Source organism: Rhodococcus baikonurensis, assembly GCF_040489275.1.
Lineage (GTDB): Bacteria > Actinomycetota > Actinomycetes > Mycobacteriales > Mycobacteriaceae > Rhodococcus_F > Rhodococcus_F baikonurensis.
Map to the genome: position 1 here is coordinate 314,975 of NZ_JBEUOQ010000002.1, position 15,862 is coordinate 330,836.

Annotated in this window: 12 protein-coding genes; 7 read left to right on the forward strand and 5 right to left on the reverse strand. The window is 63.7% G+C overall.

The genetic code is table 11. From position 1 onward, the window contains the following. Position 1: 1 nt before the first annotated feature. Complete coding sequence (locus tag ABWI03_RS05685; protein ID WP_003946341.1) at positions 2–445, reverse strand: helix-turn-helix domain-containing protein; 444 nt, start codon at positions 443–445, stop codon at positions 2–4. 903 nt (positions 446–1,348) lie between these two features. Here ABWI03_RS05685 and ABWI03_RS05690 point away from each other — a divergent pair. Continuing rightward, the gene (locus ABWI03_RS05690) at positions 1,349–2,161 is read left to right on the forward strand and encodes an FAD:protein FMN transferase (protein WP_095971087.1); all 813 of its coding nucleotides are present in this window, start codon (positions 1,349–1,351) and stop codon (positions 2,159–2,161) included. Between the two features lie 21 nt (positions 2,162–2,182). Here the strand turns inward: ABWI03_RS05690 and pgi are convergent, their stop codons facing one another. Continuing rightward, positions 2,183–3,838 carry a glucose-6-phosphate isomerase gene (gene pgi, locus ABWI03_RS05695; RefSeq protein ID WP_298777429.1) on the reverse strand — a complete coding sequence of 552 codons (1,656 nt, stop codon included), beginning with the start codon at positions 3,836–3,838 and terminating at the stop codon, positions 2,183–2,185. A gap of 92 nt (positions 3,839–3,930) precedes the next feature. Between pgi and ABWI03_RS05700 the strand changes: the two genes are divergently transcribed. Continuing rightward, the gene (locus ABWI03_RS05700; protein ID WP_200316283.1) at positions 3,931–5,385 is read left to right on the forward strand and encodes an NAD-dependent succinate-semialdehyde dehydrogenase; all 1,455 of its coding nucleotides are present in this window, start codon (positions 3,931–3,933) and stop codon (positions 5,383–5,385) included. A 74-nt stretch (positions 5,386–5,459) separates the two neighbouring features. Here ABWI03_RS05700 and ABWI03_RS05705 read toward each other — a convergent pair whose 3' ends face one another. After that, positions 5,460–5,777, reverse strand: coding sequence for a chorismate mutase (locus ABWI03_RS05705; protein WP_095971085.1), 318 nt, complete (start codon positions 5,775–5,777; stop codon positions 5,460–5,462). A 316-nt stretch (positions 5,778–6,093) separates the two neighbouring features. Between ABWI03_RS05705 and pcrA the strand changes: the two genes are divergently transcribed. Beyond that, complete coding sequence (pcrA, locus tag ABWI03_RS05710; protein ID WP_095971084.1) at positions 6,094–8,586, forward strand: DNA helicase PcrA; 2,493 nt, start codon at positions 6,094–6,096, stop codon at positions 8,584–8,586. Positions 8,587–8,665: 79 nt separating this feature from the next. On the opposite strand, the gene ABWI03_RS05715 is transcribed toward pcrA, so the two are convergent. Next, positions 8,666–9,688 (reverse strand): M23 family metallopeptidase, encoded by a 1,023-nt coding sequence (locus ABWI03_RS05715; protein WP_030534879.1) that lies wholly within the window; start codon positions 9,686–9,688, stop codon positions 8,666–8,668. A gap of 232 nt (positions 9,689–9,920) precedes the next feature. Between ABWI03_RS05715 and ABWI03_RS05720 the strand changes: the two genes are divergently transcribed. The 3 genes from ABWI03_RS05720 to sucD all read left to right on the forward strand — a co-directional run bounded on the left by ABWI03_RS05720 (position 9,921) and on the right by sucD (position 14,029). Beyond that, positions 9,921–11,762 carry a hypothetical protein gene (locus ABWI03_RS05720; RefSeq protein WP_298777437.1) on the forward strand — a complete coding sequence of 614 codons (1,842 nt, stop codon included), beginning with the start codon at positions 9,921–9,923 and terminating at the stop codon, positions 11,760–11,762. Positions 11,763–11,941: 179 nt separating this feature from the next. Beyond that, positions 11,942–13,111, forward strand: coding sequence for an ADP-forming succinate--CoA ligase subunit beta (sucC, locus tag ABWI03_RS05725; protein ID WP_003946426.1), 1,170 nt, complete (start codon positions 11,942–11,944; stop codon positions 13,109–13,111). A 15-nt stretch (positions 13,112–13,126) separates the two neighbouring features. Beyond that, positions 13,127–14,029, forward strand: coding sequence for a succinate--CoA ligase subunit alpha (sucD, locus tag ABWI03_RS05730; RefSeq protein ID WP_003946432.1), 903 nt, complete (start codon positions 13,127–13,129; stop codon positions 14,027–14,029). Positions 14,030–14,071: 42 nt separating this feature from the next. Here the strand turns inward: sucD and ABWI03_RS05735 are convergent, their stop codons facing one another. Then, positions 14,072–14,707 (reverse strand): IMPACT family protein, encoded by a 636-nt coding sequence (locus ABWI03_RS05735; protein WP_298777441.1) that lies wholly within the window; start codon positions 14,705–14,707, stop codon positions 14,072–14,074. An 86-nt stretch (positions 14,708–14,793) separates the two neighbouring features. On the opposite strand from ABWI03_RS05735, the gene ABWI03_RS05740 reads away from it, so the two are divergent. Beyond that, the gene (locus ABWI03_RS05740; RefSeq protein WP_298777443.1) at positions 14,794–15,852 is read left to right on the forward strand and encodes a DUF5336 domain-containing protein; all 1,059 of its coding nucleotides are present in this window, start codon (positions 14,794–14,796) and stop codon (positions 15,850–15,852) included. Positions 15,853–15,862: the final 10 nt, after the last annotated feature.

Sequence of the window (15,862 nt, forward strand, 5' to 3'; positions counted from 1 at the left end):
ATCAGTCACGAGTGAACGGTGGGGTGTACGTGCTGCAATCCGGAGGTACAGCCGGGAGTCCTTCGGACGAGCGAAGTTTCTCCGCAATCGACGAGAGCAAATCCTGCGATTCAGGGGAGAGATCGACCGCTTTTATGGCCAGAGAACGCAATTCGCTGTCGTGGAACTCTTCGACAACCGAACGGTCTTCTTCCGGAATCAGTTCGGGATCCTGCCGAGGCGTCGGACCGAAGAAGTACTCTGCTGCTACGCCGAAGTAATCGGCCAATGCCAAAACGACTTGCTCCGACGGATTGGTGCGCACACCGCTCCGGAGCTGAGAGAGGTACGGTGTCGAAATCTTGCATCCGCGTTGTGAAAGGGCTTCCACAACTTGTGCGTTGGTGAGTCTCGGTGCTGTGGCCGGGTACAAGGCGTTCAAGCGGTCCTTGAATGAATCGGTCACAATTCCTCCCTCGAGCGTGACCCAGCGTCACAGCTACTTCGCAGTTTTCACATAGTAGACGACACGGTTATTCTGGACTCCGGTCGAAAGTCCTTTCACCTGCGGATATTTGGCGCCGAGAGATTCCAAAGACTTTGTAAAGTATGTGATTTTCGCCGCGTACTGACCGTTCGTTTTGCCAAGGTGTGCGGCGGTAGCGTATAAGCCAAACGGCGGTGGTTACGCCATTGTGCTGCAGGTTCTTTCAGCCGGTCCTATCCATTTCGAGTCGATGCATTCCTGCTTGGTCTGTAACGTGCAGGAGCTGCTGGCGGGCGCACGGCGTCACTCTCTGCGGCGGTTGGCGCGCCGCGTGTTCGGAACTCCGTCCCGGTGCTCTGCTCGACTCTCGCGCGCAGTGATGAAGCGTATTTTTTTTTGCGGTCGAGAGTGAGCGGTCGGGTGCGTTCACCTGTCGAAAGTGACGCGCGTCGAAAGCGGCCGATTGGTATGTCACCGATGTTGGAACACAGTGCTTCTCGTCGTTCGCCACTATCTCGTGCGGTGATATCGGCGCCGCTCGGACGTGTTGCTGCGGCACACCGGGCTCGAGGCGCAGCATCCCCGCCGGACACGTCGAGCGTCGCCTCTGCGTCTTTCTGATCGGAATTGCCTGCTGCACCAGCAGTAGTCGACGTCCGTCGCAGTCGGGTGCACGTCAGCGCCATTCGGAGGACTACGCGCCTTGCCCACGGAGAGCGACAGTCCGGGCGGCAATTCTGTCGCACAGATCCAGCCGGTGGTGCCGTGCCGCGATGCTCAGCCTGCAGCATGTGGGCCTCGGCCTCGGAAACGCTTTATGGCACGGGGCTTGCTGACCGGCGCATACTGGTTACAACGCGGTGTTCGAAGGGCAGGACTGACATGGTCAGTGTCGAGAAGTGGGCGATGTGGGATTCCGCCGTGGAGGTGGATGTCACCGAGGGCGCTGCGCTGCCCACTGCGCACGCGTTGATCGCATCTGCCATCGACGAAACCGAGGCGGTGTGCGACCTTCGCCGGGGCGACGCCGAGATTCACGCCGTCAACCTCGCTCAGGGAACTCCGGTCAAAGTGACTCGGCGTATGTCTGCTCTTTTGCGATCGGCGCTGTGGGCGGCCCGTATGACCGGTGGGGCGGTCAATCCGCTTGCCGACAACTTCTCCGAGGACGAATCCATTCCTCCGGTGCACCCGACCCCGACATTCGAGGACGTACAGCTCGACGGAGACGTGGTGTACGCACCGTGGGGTGCGTCGTTCGACATCACCGGAGTTGCCAAGGCGGACACCGTCGATCGCGCCGCGCAGATCGTCGCCGCCGAATTACAATGTGGCGTTGCCGTACGGATCGGTGACGTGATCGCCACGGCCGGCCACGCACCGGCCGGTGGCTGGCAGATTCCGGTGCCGGGCAGCGAAGAAGTCGAACTGGTCAACGGAACTGCGATGGCGACGGCGCGGGCGGGAGAGCTGCCCTCCTGGGAGCCGAACCAGGAGCGGCCCTCCACGGAGTGGGCACAGGTCTCGGTGATTGCTGACGACGCGGTGTGGGCGTACGCCGCGAGCGAAGCAGCATTGATCCGGGGGATCAGTGCCATCAAATGGGTTGAACAGCAAGAGCTTCGCGCTCGGCTCGTCGACCGATCCGGACGCGTGTACACAACGGAAAGCTGGTTCGGCCCGGCAGCCGCGTGAAGTCAGGTTCGCCGCGTGACGTCAGGCCCGTCCGCGCTCTGTGCGGTACCAGTGCACCAGTGCGTCGGTTGACGTGTCGCCGAGGTCGCCGGGTGCCTCTTCGGAAGAGAGCGCAGGCCCCAGTTCCAGTGCCTGTGTCTTGCCGAGTTCGACGCCCCACTGATCGAACGGATTGACACCCCACACAGCACCTTCGACGAAGACCTGATGCTCGTAGAGAGCGATCAGCTGACCGACGACCGATGGGGTCAGCTCCTTCGCCAAGATGGTGGTCGAAGGCCGGTTGCCTGGCATGACCTTGTGCGGAACCAACTCCGGTGCCGTGCCCTCTGCCGCGATCTCTTCTGCCGTTTTGCCGAACGCGAGAACCTTGGTCTGAGCGAAGAAGTTACTCATGAGCAGATCGTGCATGGATCCGGTGCCGTCCGCCGTCGGCAGGTCGTCGGTGGATTCCGCGAAGCCGATGAAATCGGCGGGCACGAGCCACGTGCCCTGATGCAGGAGCTGATAGAACGCGTGCTGGCCGTTGGTTCCCGGCTCGCCCCAGAAGATTTCACCGGTGGACGTGGTCACCGGTGAACCGTCGGCGCGCACCGACTTGCCGTTGGACTCCATGGTCAGCTGCTGCAGGTAGGCAGGAAAGCGCAACAAGTCGTTGGAGTAGGGCAGCACCGCGCGCGACTGAGCACCGAAGAAGTTCGAGTACCAGAGCCCGATGAGGCCGAGGAGGACCGGCGCGTTCTGCTCGAGCGGTTGGTTTCGGAAGTGCGTGTCGATCTGGTGGAATCCGTCGAGGAACTCCGTAAAGCGAACGGGTCCGACGGCGCACATGACCGACAAGCCGATCGCCGAGTCGACGGAGTAGCGCCCGCCGACCCAATCCCAGAACCCGAACATGTTCGCGGTGTCGATGCCGAACTCCGCCACGCGGTCGCCGTGGGTGGAGACTGCGACGAAGTGCTTGGCTACGGCCGAGACGTCCTCGCTGCCCAGACCGGCGAACAGCCAACGCTTTGCCGCCGTCGCGTTGGTGAGCGTCTCGAGGGTGGAGAATGTCTTGGATGCGACGATGAAGAGCGTCGTCTCCGGATCGAGGTCGTCGAGCTGCCCGACCAGGTCGACCGGGTCGATGTTGGAGACGAAACGGACGCTGATTCCGGCATCGGCGTAGTGCCGCAGTGCACGGTAGACCATCACCGGCCCGAGGTCGGAACCGCCGATGCCGATATTGACGACGGTGCGGATGCGCTTGCCGGTAGCTCCGGTCCACTCGCCACTGCGCACACGATCAGCGAAAGCGCCCATCGCGTCCAGAACTTCGTGAACGTCCGTCACGACGTCTTGACCGTCGACGGTCAGAGCAGAACCCTTGGGCAGACGCAGCGCAGTGTGCAGTACGGCGCGGTCTTCCGAAGTGTTGATGTGATCGCCCGCGAACATCGCGTCGCGTCGTGCCTCGACGCCGGCCTCGCGGGCCAGGTCGACGAGCAGCGTGAGAGTCTCGCGGCTGACGCGATGCTTGCTGTAGTCGATGTGAAGATCACCGGCGTCGATCGTCAACTCGCGCCCGCGGGCGGGATCGTCCTGGAAGAGTTCTCGCAGGTGAACGCCTTCGATGTCGGCGTAATGAGCGCGCAGTTTCTGCCAGGCTGAGGTTCCGGTGATATCAGTGCTCACGATCATCGACTTTAGTGGCACAGGCTGGAAACTTCCTCGCGAGTCTTACTCGCCAGCAGACGTACGCGCCGGCGGCGAGCATCATGGAACCCATGGACACATTCGAATTCATTCGATCAGTTCCCACCCAGTTGTTCGTCGGCGGCCGGTTCGTGCCCGCGGAGAACAACGCGACATTTTCGGTATCGGATCCGGCGACCGGGAAATCGTTGACCGACGTCGCCGATGCGAGCCCGGCGGATGCGTTGCGCGCGCTGGACGAAGCCGTGGCGGTTTCGTCGACGTGGGCGAGCACTCCTGCACGTGAGCGCGGAGAAATCCTGCGAGCCGTCTACGAGAAGATCACCGAGCGCGCCGAGGACGTGGCGCTGCTGATGACTCTCGAGATGGGCAAGGCACTCGCCGAGAGCCGTGCCGAGGTCAAGTACGGCGCCGAGTTCTTCCGGTGGTTCAGCGAGGAGGCCGTTCGTATCGGCGGACGCTACACACCGGCACCGGCGGGCAACGGTCGGATCCTCGTCACGAAGGCACCGGTCGGACCATGTCTGGCCATCACACCGTGGAACTTCCCGCTGGCGATGGGTACCCGCAAGATCGGACCGGCGTTGGCTGCCGGCTGCACGATCATCGTCAAGCCCGCCTCGGAGACCCCGTTGACGATGCTGCTGCTCGCTCAGCTCATGGCCGAAGCAGGGCTGCCCGACGGAGTCCTGTCGGTGTTGCCGACATCGAAATCCGGTGAAGTGACCGGCCCACTCATCGACGACCCTCGACTACGCAAGCTCACCTTCACGGGGTCCACCGGTGTCGGCAAGATGCTGGTGGAGAAGTCCGCGAAGCGGTTGCTGCGTACGTCGATGGAATTGGGTGGCAACGCACCCTTCGTCGTGTTCGACGACGCCGACGTCGACAAGGCAGTCGAGGGCGCGGTACTCGCCAAGCTTCGCAACGGTGGCGAAGCATGCACCGCCGCCAACCGGTTCCATGTCGCCAACGCCGTGCGTGAAGAGTTCACGACCAAGCTGACCGAGAAGATGGCGACTTTCACCATGGGACCCGGTACCGACCCGGAGACGAAGCTCGGCCCGCTGATCAATCAGAACCAACTCGACACGGTCGCAGAGTTGGTTGCAGATGCGGTGGATGCCGGGGCGAAGGTGCGGCTCGGCGGCGAAGCGCCAGGTGGTGAGGGGTACTTCTATCCGGCCACGGTGTTGGCCGACGTTCCGGCGAGCGCACGGATCCTGAAAGAAGAGGTCTTCGGGCCCGTCGCCGCGATCACCGGCTTCGACACCGAAGCCGAAGGCATCGCAGCCGCCAACGACACGGAGTTCGGCCTGGCCGCATACATCTTCACGAGGGATCTCGACCGTGCGCTTCGAGTTTCCGACGCACTGGAATCAGGAATGATCGGCGTCAACCGCGGAGTGATCTCGGACGCGGCAGCGCCGTTCGGTGGTGTGAAGGAATCCGGATTCGGCCGCGAGGGCGGGACCGAGGGGATCGAGGAATACCTGAATACGAAGTACATCGCGCTCGAGAGCTGATACATACGCGAACGGCCACATCGGGACTGCCAGAGGCATCCGATGTGGCCGTTCTCGAGTGAACAGGGCGTGCGCTAGTGGCCCAGGCGTCCGCGGCCCAGGCGCAGGAGCAGCATCGCGAGAGTGTGGCCTTCCTGGCCCAGCTCGTTGAACCGTTCGAGGACCTTCATCTCTCGGCTGTGCACCAGACGCGGACCACCCGATGCCATCCGGGTACGGCCGATGATCTGGGAGACCTCGGAGCGGCGTTTGATGGCCGCGAGGATCTCGGCGTCGAGCCGGTCGATTTCTTTCCGGAGTTCGTCGATCTCGGCCTCACTCTGGGGGACCTCGACGTCGGTCGGAACAGTTTTCACAGTATTTCCATTGGGGGCTGCAGCCTGGGTGCTCATTGCTATTCGTCTCCTCTTCCTACTGCGTGGATCGTGGTCTCGGCTCGGGTCGTTACCGATCCAGGCACACTGACGAAAATGCCCCGGATCCGATTCGGACCAGGGGCGGGTGAGCTGTTCAGATCACGTGCACCGAGGTCCGGGGCACGTAAAGTAACGCCACAGCGGGCCGACGGGGTCGGCCGTGTTGTCGCGAACGGAAATGCTGAACATAGCGTCCAGTTTGCCATGCTCGACACAGGTAATCCAAGTGCCTCTACCAGCAGGTGGACGCACTGACGACCGTGTCGGTGGACGCCGGTAGCGTGGACAGGCGATGAACACGTACCCAGCACTCGGTGAGCACGACGGACATTCCCAGCACGACGGGGGCGGCGCGCGGGGACACGACGCGGGTTCGGACGCCCTCCTCGACGGTCTCAACCCGCAACAGCGCGAGGCCGTGGTCCATGCCGGTTCGCCGTTGCTGATCGTCGCGGGCGCCGGCTCGGGCAAGACGGCAGTGCTGACGCGTCGCATCGCCTATCTGCTGGCCGAACGGGGTGTCACCCCCGGTCAGATCCTGGCCATCACGTTCACCAACAAGGCTGCGGCCGAGATGCGCGAGCGTGTGGCAGCTCTTGTCGGACCGCGTGCCAACGCTATGTGGGTATCGACGTTCCACTCGAGTTGCGTGCGCATCCTGCGAGCGCAGGCGGCGCTCCTGCCCGGTTTGAACTCCAATTTCTCGATCTACGATTCCGACGATTCGCGTCGACTGCTGACGATGATCTCGAAGGACCTCGAGCTCGACACCAAACGATTCTCCGCGCGGCTACTCGCCACTCACATCTCCAACCTGAAGAACGAACTCGTCGGACCGGAAGAGGCGGTTGTCGCAGCCGATCAGGATCCGGCCGAACTGCCGCGACTGATCGCCAAGGTCTACGGCCACTACCAACAGCGGCTGCGTGCTGCGAACGCACTCGACTTCGACGATCTCATCGGTGAGACCGTTGCGCTTTTGCAGGCGTTTCCCCAGATCGCCGAGTATTACCGCCGCCGCTTCCGTCACGTGCTCGTCGACGAGTACCAGGACACCAACCATGCGCAGTACATGCTTGTGCGTGAACTGGTCGGCGGAGCCGGAGAGTCCGACCATGCCGTTGCCCCGGCCGAATTGTGCGTCGTCGGTGACGCCGATCAGTCGATCTACGCATTCCGCGGAGCCACGATCCGCAACATCGAGGAGTTCGAACGCGACTACCCGGACGCTCGGACCATCCTCCTCGAACAGAACTACCGTTCGACGCAGAACATTCTGTCTGCGGCCAACTCCGTGATCTCCAAGAACACCGGTCGACGAGAAAAGCGTCTGTGGACCGATTCGGGTGAAGGCGAACTGATCGTCGGCTACGTTGCAGACAACGAGCACGACGAAGCATCGTTTGTCGCCTCGGAGATCGATCGGCTGGTGGACCAGGGCGACACCAAGTTCGCCGACATCGCGGTGTTCTACCGGACCAACAACTCCTCACGTGCGCTCGAGGAGATCTTCATCCGACTCGGCGTGCCGTACAAGGTGGTCGGCGGCGTTCGCTTCTACGAGCGCAAGGAAGTTCGGGACATCGTCGCGTATCTGCGCGTCCTCGCCAACGAAGACGACACAGTAAGCCTGCGACGCATCCTCAACACGCCACGACGCGGTATCGGTGATCGAGCCGAAGCATGCGTCGCCGTGCACTCCGAGCACCGCAACATCAGCTTCGCCGCCGCTCTCCGTGACGGCGCGGAAGGTAAAGTGGCGCTGCTCAATACGCGGTCACAGAAGGCCATCGCGTCGTTCCTCGAGATGATGGACGGGCTGCGGGCCCTGCTGCCGACAGCGGCCGCCGACGAGGACGAACCCTTCGAGCTCGGTGACATCGGTGAGGTTGCCGAGGCGGTGCTCGAGCGAACCGGCTACCGCGCCGAGCTTGCGGCGAGTAGCGATCCGCAGGACGGCGCGCGACTCGACAACCTGAACGAGCTCGTCAGTGTGGCAAGGGAATTCAGTTCCGACGCACGAAACGCGGCCGGACTGATCGATCCAGACGACGAGGAAACCGCAGCAATGCGTGAGGGCGAACCCGATCCGGGTTCGCTTGCCGCCTTCCTCGAACGGGTGTCACTTGTCGCCGACGCCGATCAGCTGCCGGACTCCGACGACGGCGTCGTGACCATGATGACGCTTCATACCGCCAAGGGCCTCGAGTTCCCGGTCGTCTTCGTCACCGGTTGGGAGGACGGGCAGTTCCCGCACATGCGCGCCCTCGGCGATCCGGCAGAGCTGTCCGAAGAGCGTCGCCTCGCCTACGTCGGCATCACGCGTGCCCGGCAGCGCCTGTACCTGACCCGCGCGATCATGCGTTCGGCTTGGGGGCAGCCGATCCAGAACCCGGCGTCACGGTTCATCCAGGAGATCCCGGAGGACCTGATCAACTGGCGCCGTGAGGATCCGGGCACCGGTGGCGGATTCGGAAGCGGCAGGCCGGGTTACGGCAGCGGAAGCCGCTACGGCAGCCAGGGCGGCCAGGGATACGGTGGCGGGCAGAACTACGGGGGAGGGTCCGGCAAGGCCGCGTCGACTCCCAGTTTCGGTGCCGCGCGTGGCCGCAACAACGTTCTGGTCCTCGCCACGGGGGACCGCGTCAGCCACGACAAGTACGGTCTGGGCACCGTGTTGGAAACCAAGGGCACCGGACCCACCGCGACGGTCACCATCGACTTCGGTAGTGCGGGCAAGGTGCGGTTGATGCTCATCGGCGGTGTGCCGATGGTCAAGCTGTAAAAGACAGGCAAAAAACTTCCGGCCCGTACCTGGAAAGGTGCGGGCCGGAAGTTTTTGCTCAGAAGCGTTGGGCTTGCGATCAGTCCTGCTCGACGCCGAGGCTGATGCCGCGTGAGGCAAGCCAGGGGAGGGGATCGATCTTGTTCTCGCCGGCGAGGTGAACCTCGAAGTGAAGGTGCGGGCCGGTGGAGAAGCCGCGGTTGCCGACAGTGGCGATCTGGTCGCCGGCCATGACCTGCTGACCGACGGTGACGGTGGACGTGTCGATGTGGCCGTAGACGGTGATCGTTCCGTCTGCGTGCTGCAGGCGGACCCACATGCCGAATCCGGAAGCCGGACCTGAATCGATGACCTTGCCGTCGGCGACTGCGACGATGGGCGTCCCGATCGGGGCGGCGATGTCGACGCCGGCGTGCAGGGTGCCCCAGCGGGTGCCGAAGTTGGACGTGAACGTGCCGACTGCCGGCAGGACGAACAGCGGGCGTCGGGCAGCGGCTTCGCGTGCTGCGCGCTCGTCACTGAAACGCTGGCCCTTGGCAAGCAGGTTGCTGAACTGGGAGAGGTCGGTCGGTGCTGCGACGTTGAGGACCTGGGGAGCGTCGGCTTCGGTGGTGGCTGCCGTGGAGGTGGCCGGAGCGAACTGAGCGGCCTGCGGTTCTGCGGTGGTGCCGATCGCGGAGGACTCGTTGGCGAGTGCAACTTCCGAGTGGTCGGCGGCGGAAGAGGAACCGTCGTTGACAACTGCCTGGCCCGCGGCGACAACTGCGCCGGCTGCAACTGCCAGAACGGCGGCACGGCCCTTGAGAGCAGAGGGAGGGGTGGGGAGTCGGTGAGCACCGCTGCGGCGAACCGGAGATTCGACATCGACTGTCGGTGCGGAGGAGGCGTAAGTGGGGGTGCTGATCACGTCGGACTCGACGAACTCGTGAGAGTCGGAATCTGACGACGTGGAGGATGAATTTCGAGTGAACATATCGGTAGAGATCTCAGAACTTTTGGTCTCGGTGTAACGCCTGGCCGAGTGCGTTGGATAAGTGGTCGTGACCTCGTCTGGAGCTGAGTTCGAGAACCTACTAGCGGTGAACTGGCTGCGGTGATGCATATGCCGGTTCTCTCCTCGAGTTCGTGATCAGCCCGTGACTTAGACCGACTGACGGTAACGAAATGATTGCGATGGGCGCAAGCCGTAGCGGAAACCTGTCCGATTATGTGACGTGCCTCACAGCTTGACCTGGGAATATGTCGATCCGGGCAAAACGGACGAATCATCTCGTTTCGTGATCACGCGTGTCACAACCGGATCACCGGTCCATTCAGGCACTACCGTCGATCGAGTGTCCACAACACCTGGAACTACGTCGCAGGCGCGTATCGACGACCCCCGAGTGAAGTCCGGCGCGCCTCTCGCGGCGGTCATCGGACTGCTCGGTGCCGTCGGAGTGGCGGCAAGTCCCGTCGTCGGAGTCGGAAGTGGCCGCGGGGTCGACACGACGGGCGCTGTCACTTCTGCGGCGCTCTTCGCAGCCGTCTGCACCATCGTCGCGCCCCTGGTGGCACTACTCGTTTCGGGCCGCAGACCCGCCATGGCAGGTGGACTCCTCGCCGGTATCGGCGCGGTGTCGCTCGGCGCGGCGATTCTCGACGTTCAGTTGTTCGTCGACGCAATCGATGCAAACCGCTTGGACCTTTTCCGTCCGATTTCGGCGGGTTCGATCGAGGCGGGTCCCGGTGCTTATCTCGCGCTTGCGGGCCACGGACTCCTTGTGGTGGCCGGTGTTCTCGGGCTCATGGTCGTCCATCGTGAATCGGAACGAGACGGATACGGCAGTGCTCGCGCCGCAGAATTCGACGGGCGATCGGTTGGCGGGCGGATCGGCGGATGGCCGACTGCGCTGCTGATATTGGCTGCAGTGGTGTTCGTGCTCTCACTGTTCGGTCCTTCCTTCAGTTCGCAGGATCCGATCTTTCTGGTCAAACCGCTCGTCGACTCGGCGTCGGCCACCGCCGTCGGTACAGGATTGGTCGGCGTCGCGGTGCTCGTTGCGGTCGCAGCGGCATTGACGTCCATCTCGCTGCCGGTTGGCTGCGGCGCCCTGATCGGTGTCGGTCTGGGCGCACTCGCAGTCAGTGGAACCAGGGTGATGGCTGGGTTCGCAGCCGGCGATCGGATCGGCGTCGGTTCGGGATCCGTGGTCGGGGCACTGGCCGCAGTGGTCATCGTCGTGATCGGAGTTTCAGCGCCTTACCTCGCATCCAGACGTGAAACAGGCGCTATTCCCGCGGAAAGTGTGGTCCGCGCGCCTACGAAGACAACAAAGGGTGCGCTCAAAGCAGCGATGGTGGCGCAGTCCCGGGCGGCGCAGGCGCGGGTCGACAGACTTCACCGCGTTGCCGGCGCCGCCGCAATCATCACTGCGGCTGTTGCGGGCGTCGGCTCGGCTTTGCCTGTCCTGTCGTTGCCGGAGGGAATCCCGGAGCCGTCGATGCTGTCGTCTCGACTGGTCCTGCTCGCCGCTGCCGTATTGCTCCTCGCCGCGCTGGGCCTGTTCGCCCCGGGCCGCGCCGCCGTAGTGCGTCCGGCCGTCGGAGTGTTGTGGACGACGGTCGTGATGGGAGTCGCCGCGGTCATGCAGTCGGCGGTCATCGCGACCGACGTGCCGGGAGTCGGGTTGGGGATCGGTGCCTTCGTACTCTGCGGCGCGGCTTTCCTCGCTGCGGCGACGGGACTGCTCGTCTGGCTCGCGGGAAGCGCCGAGCGCGAGGACGTCGACACGTCGGTGGACGGCGGTTCGAGAGGGCTGGTGCTTCTCGTCGGTGGGATCGGCGCCGTCGCTGTCCTGATCGGAACCGCGCTCCCCCTCTATCAGGGTGACACCTACACAGCGGCCTCAGTTCTGGAGTGGCCGTGGGGAATTGACGTCTGGGGTCAATTACTCGTCGGCGTCACCGTCGTGATCGCCGCCGTGATCGCAGCGTCCGCGCGGCCGTCGCGGGGCGCGGCATTGCTGATCGGATCTGCCGTGGCAGCGCTGGTGTACGTCAGTGAGTGGCCGCTCACGTCATCGCGCATATCGGACGCAACCGTGGGGGTGGGTGCGATCACAGCGGCCACGGGCATAGTGTTGCTTCTCGTTGCAGCGTTCTCGAGCGCAAGAATCAGTGAGACTGATGCTTGACAAATTCGGTGTGGCCACCTTGCCGAATCGGTGAGGCGCGCCTCATCGGGCATTTGCGCGTGACTTGGGCCACATAGCATCAATGCGGGCGCAAACCGAACGCGGCAACTGGTTAAAGTCCAGAACAGACCCGCTCCTACCCCTCGAGCGGGTGACAACGCAGACGAGACGGTGAGCAGATGGATCTCTTCGAATACCAGGCGAAGGAACTCTTCGCCAAGCACGGAGTGCCGACTTCGGCTGGACGTGTTACAGACACAGTCGCCGGCGCACGCGAGATTGCCGAAGAAATCGGTAAGCCCGTGATGGTGAAGGCACAGGTCAAGGTGGGCGGCCGCGGCAAGGCCGGTGGCGTCAAGTACTCGCCCGACGTGGATGCCGCAGTGGCGAACGCCGAGGCAATCCTGGGCCTGGACATCAAGGGCCATGTCGTCAAGAAGCTGCTGGTCGCAGAGGCAAGTGACATTGCCGAGGAGTACTACATCTCCTTCCTGCTCGACCGCACCAACCGCACCTACCTGGCCATGTGCTCGGTAGAGGGTGGCGTCGAGATCGAGGTCACCGCCGAGGAGAACCCCGACGCTCTCGCCAAGATCCCCGTCGACGCAGTCAAGGGCGTCGACCTCGCGTTCGCGCGCAGCATCGCCGAGGCAGGAAAGCTGCCCGCAGAGGTGCTCGACGCAGCGGCCGTGACGATCCAGAAGCTGTGGGAGGTCTTCATCGGCGAAGACGCACTCCTCGTCGAGGTCAACCCCCTCGTTCGTACGCCTGACGATCAGATCCTCGCTCTTGACGGCAAGGTCACCCTCGACGAGAACGCAGCGTTCCGTCAGCCCGGCCACGAGGCATTCGAGGATCGCGACGCTACCGATCCCCTCGAGCTCAAGGCCAAGGAAAACGACCTCAACTACGTCAAGCTCGACGGTGAGGTCGGAATCATCGGCAACGGCGCAGGCCTGGTCATGTCCACCCTGGACGTCGTCGCATACGCCGGCGAGAACCACGGTGGCGTCAAGCCCGCCAACTTCCTCGACATCGGCGGCGGAGCTTCCGCTGCAGTCATGGCTGCCGGCCTGGATGTCATCCTCAACGACGCACAGGTCAAGAGCGTGTTCGTCAACGTCTTCGGCGGCATCACCGCGTGTGACGCAGTTGCCAACGGCATCGTCGGCGCACTGAAGACCCTGGGCGACGAGGCCAACAAGCCGCTCGTCGTTCGCCTGGACGGAAACAACGTCGAAGAGGGTCGTCGTATCCTCGCCGAGGCCAACCACCCGCTGGTCACGGTCGTCGCAACCATGGACGAGGCCGCCGACAAGGCCGCCGAACTCGCTCACGCAGCGAAGTAAGGGACTCACAGAACAATGGCAATCTTCCTCACCAAGGATTCAAAGGTCATCGTCCAGGGCATCACCGGCGGCGAGGGCACCAAGCACACCGCTCTGATGCTCAAGGCCGGCACCCAGGTCGTCGGCGGCGTCAACGCTCGCAAGGCCGGCACCACGGTCTCGCACGTTGCTGCTGACGGTTCCCCTGTCGAGCTCCCCGTCTTCGCGACGGTCGAAGAGGCAATCAAGGAGACCGGCGCAGACGTCTCCATCGCATTCGTTCCCCCGGCCTTCTCGAAGGACGCCATCGTCGAGGCCATCGACGCGGAGATCCCGCTCCTCGTGGTCATCACCGAGGGCATCCCGGTTCAGGACTCCGCTTACGCTTGGGCGTACAACGAGTCCAAGGGCAAGAAGACGCGCATCATCGGACCGAACTGCCCCGGCATCATCACCCCGGGCGAGGCCCTCGTCGGCATCACGCCCGCCAACATTGCAGGCACCGGCCCCATCGGCCTGGTCTCCAAGTCGGGTACCCTGACCTACCAGATGATGTACGAACTCCGTGACTTCGGCTTCTCCACCGCCATCGGCATCGGCGGCGACCCGGTCATCGGAACCACCCACATCGATGCCATCGAGGCGTTCGAGAAGGATCCCGAGACCAAGGTCATCGTGATGATCGGTGAGATCGGTGGCGACGCGGAAGAGCGTGCAGCCGACTACATCAAGGCCAACGTCACCAAGCCGGTCGTCGGCTACGTGGCTGGCTTCACCGCTCCCGAAGGCAAGACCATGGGCCACGCAGGCGCCATCGTCTCCGGTTCCTCGGGAACGGCTCAGGCCAAGCAGGAAGCTCTCGAAGCTGCAGGCGTGAAGGTCGGCAAGACGCCGTCCGCCACCGCTGCTCTCGCTCGCGAGATTCTTCAGTCCCTGTAAGGGGCTTCGCCCCCGTGCGTGGTTAGGGAGTCTCCGGACTCCTTAACCACGCACAGTGGTATCGACCCACATCGACCCGGCAGGTTCCAACTGCCCGGCACCGGATGTGATGGATGCGACGATCGAGTCGAGGTCGTCGGCGTCACCGGCGGCGAGCGTCATCACCGCCTTCGATCCATATGTAGTTCCGAGCACCGAGACGCCCCGCGCTCTCAGCTCCGATTCCACCCGACCGGCCTCCGAGTGCCGGATCGCCAAAGTGCGCAGGACCTTCCTCTCCCTGGCCACCACCTCGGCCGAATCGAGAGCAACCGAAACGGCTCCCGAATACGCGCGGACCAACCCACCGGCGCCGAGCTTGATTCCGCCGAAATAGCGCGTGACGACAACAATCACATCGACCAGATCTCGAGACTTGAGAACCTGAAGCATCGGCACCCCCGCAGTCCCGCCTGGTTCGCCGTCGTCGTGTGCACGCTCGACGCGTGAGTTCGCCTCGTATCCGATCACGAAAGCCGAACAATGATGGCGCGCATCGGGATACAGCGACTTCTGCTCAGCGACGAACTCCGTGGCGGCTTCGGCGTCGTCTACTCGGCGAAGCGCGGCGATGAATCGTGAGTGCTTCACCTCGGTTTCGACGACATGGTCGGCGCCGGGCGCGAGGGTGAAGGGCATCTGCCCATTGTCTCCTGTCGGTGTTAGCGTGCGAAGTCGAGACACATACGCTGGTAACCATCGAAGACCGTCTACGAGGAGAAGTCATGACGTTCACGCCGCAAGGGCCCAGCTTCGGGCCACCGAATCAGCCGGCAGCGGGCGGTGGAACCAAGAATCTCGGATTCATCCTGCTCATCGCCGTCGCGGCACTCGGCCTGATCAATTTCCTGCTCGGTTTTGCGCCGTTTACGTCGATCAGCGGCAGCAGTAGCGGCATCGGTAGCGGCCTGGACACCAGTTCGAGCTTCTTCGAGTCGAGCATCTACGGCCTCGGATTCGTTTTCGCCGGCGGTGTGGTCGCAGGCGTGTCGCTGCTCCCGAAGCAGTCGTATGCAGGCATCGCCGCAGCGCTCACCCTCACGGGATTCTTCGCTTTGGTGTTCGCCGCGTTCTCCGTCGGTACCAGCGACTACGTCGACATCAGCCTCGGTTGGGGCTTGATCATCGTGCTGATCCTCTCGTTCGTGCAAACCGTCGTCGCAGTGGCCGCGTTGCTGTTCGAGATCGGAATCCTGAAGGCTCCCGCGCCGCGTCCGGTAGCTCAGCAGTACGGTCAGCCGCAGGGCTACGGCCAGCCGCAGGGTCAGGCGCCGGGTCAGTCCCAGGGTTACGGACAGGGCCAGTACGGCCAGCCCCAGTACGGCCAGCCCCAGCAGGCTCAGCAGCAGCCCCAGTACCAGCAGAATCCGCAGTACGGGCAGGCGCAGCAGCAGGGATACGGGGGAGCGCACGCCGCCCCCGCCGATCCGAGTGCTTCGCAGCAGCCTTACGGCCAGACTGCGTCTCCCTACGGTCAGAACCCGGTGCAGAATCCCGCACAGACCGACTCGTCGGCAGCAACGACGTCGTCCTACTATCCGCTGACCTCGCAGCCCGCGAGTCAGCCGAACCCGAGTTACTCGTCGGACCAGTTCACCGCACCGCGCGGTTACGGCCAGCCGTACAACCAGCAGCAGGCTGGCTCGACCGAGCAGCCGACGGGTTTCGAGCCGCCCACATTCGAAGCGCCGACGCCGTCTGCTGAGCCTGACCAGGGCAGCGGCGATTCCGCTGCCGAGACCAAGGTCTTCGGCTCGCAGAACCCCGACGAGCGTCAGCAGTAGTACTTTTTCG

Bases quoted from the DNA above. Each gene is read 5' to 3' on its own strand.
- ABWI03_RS05735 (WP_298777441.1), bottom strand. From the start codon at position 14,707: ATGCCCTTCACCCTCGCGCCCGGCGCCGACCATGTCGTCGAAACCGAG.
- pcrA (WP_095971084.1), top strand. From the start codon at position 6,094: ATGAACACGTACCCAGCACTCGGTGAGCACGACGGACATTCCCAGCAC.
- ABWI03_RS05700 (WP_200316283.1), top strand. From the start codon at position 3,931: ATGGACACATTCGAATTCATTCGATCAGTTCCCACCCAGTTGTTCGTC.
- sucD (WP_003946432.1), top strand. From the start codon at position 13,127: ATGGCAATCTTCCTCACCAAGGATTCAAAGGTCATCGTCCAGGGCATC.
- ABWI03_RS05715 (WP_030534879.1), bottom strand. From the start codon at position 9,688: ATGCATCACCGCAGCCAGTTCACCGCTAGTAGGTTCTCGAACTCAGCT.
- ABWI03_RS05705 (WP_095971085.1), bottom strand. From the start codon at position 5,777: ATGAGCACCCAGGCTGCAGCCCCCAATGGAAATACTGTGAAAACTGTT.
- sucC (WP_003946426.1), top strand. From the start codon at position 11,942: ATGGATCTCTTCGAATACCAGGCGAAGGAACTCTTCGCCAAGCACGGA.
- ABWI03_RS05690 (WP_095971087.1), top strand. From the start codon at position 1,349: ATGGTCAGTGTCGAGAAGTGGGCGATGTGGGATTCCGCCGTGGAGGTG.
- ABWI03_RS05740 (WP_298777443.1), top strand. From the start codon at position 14,794: ATGACGTTCACGCCGCAAGGGCCCAGCTTCGGGCCACCGAATCAGCCG.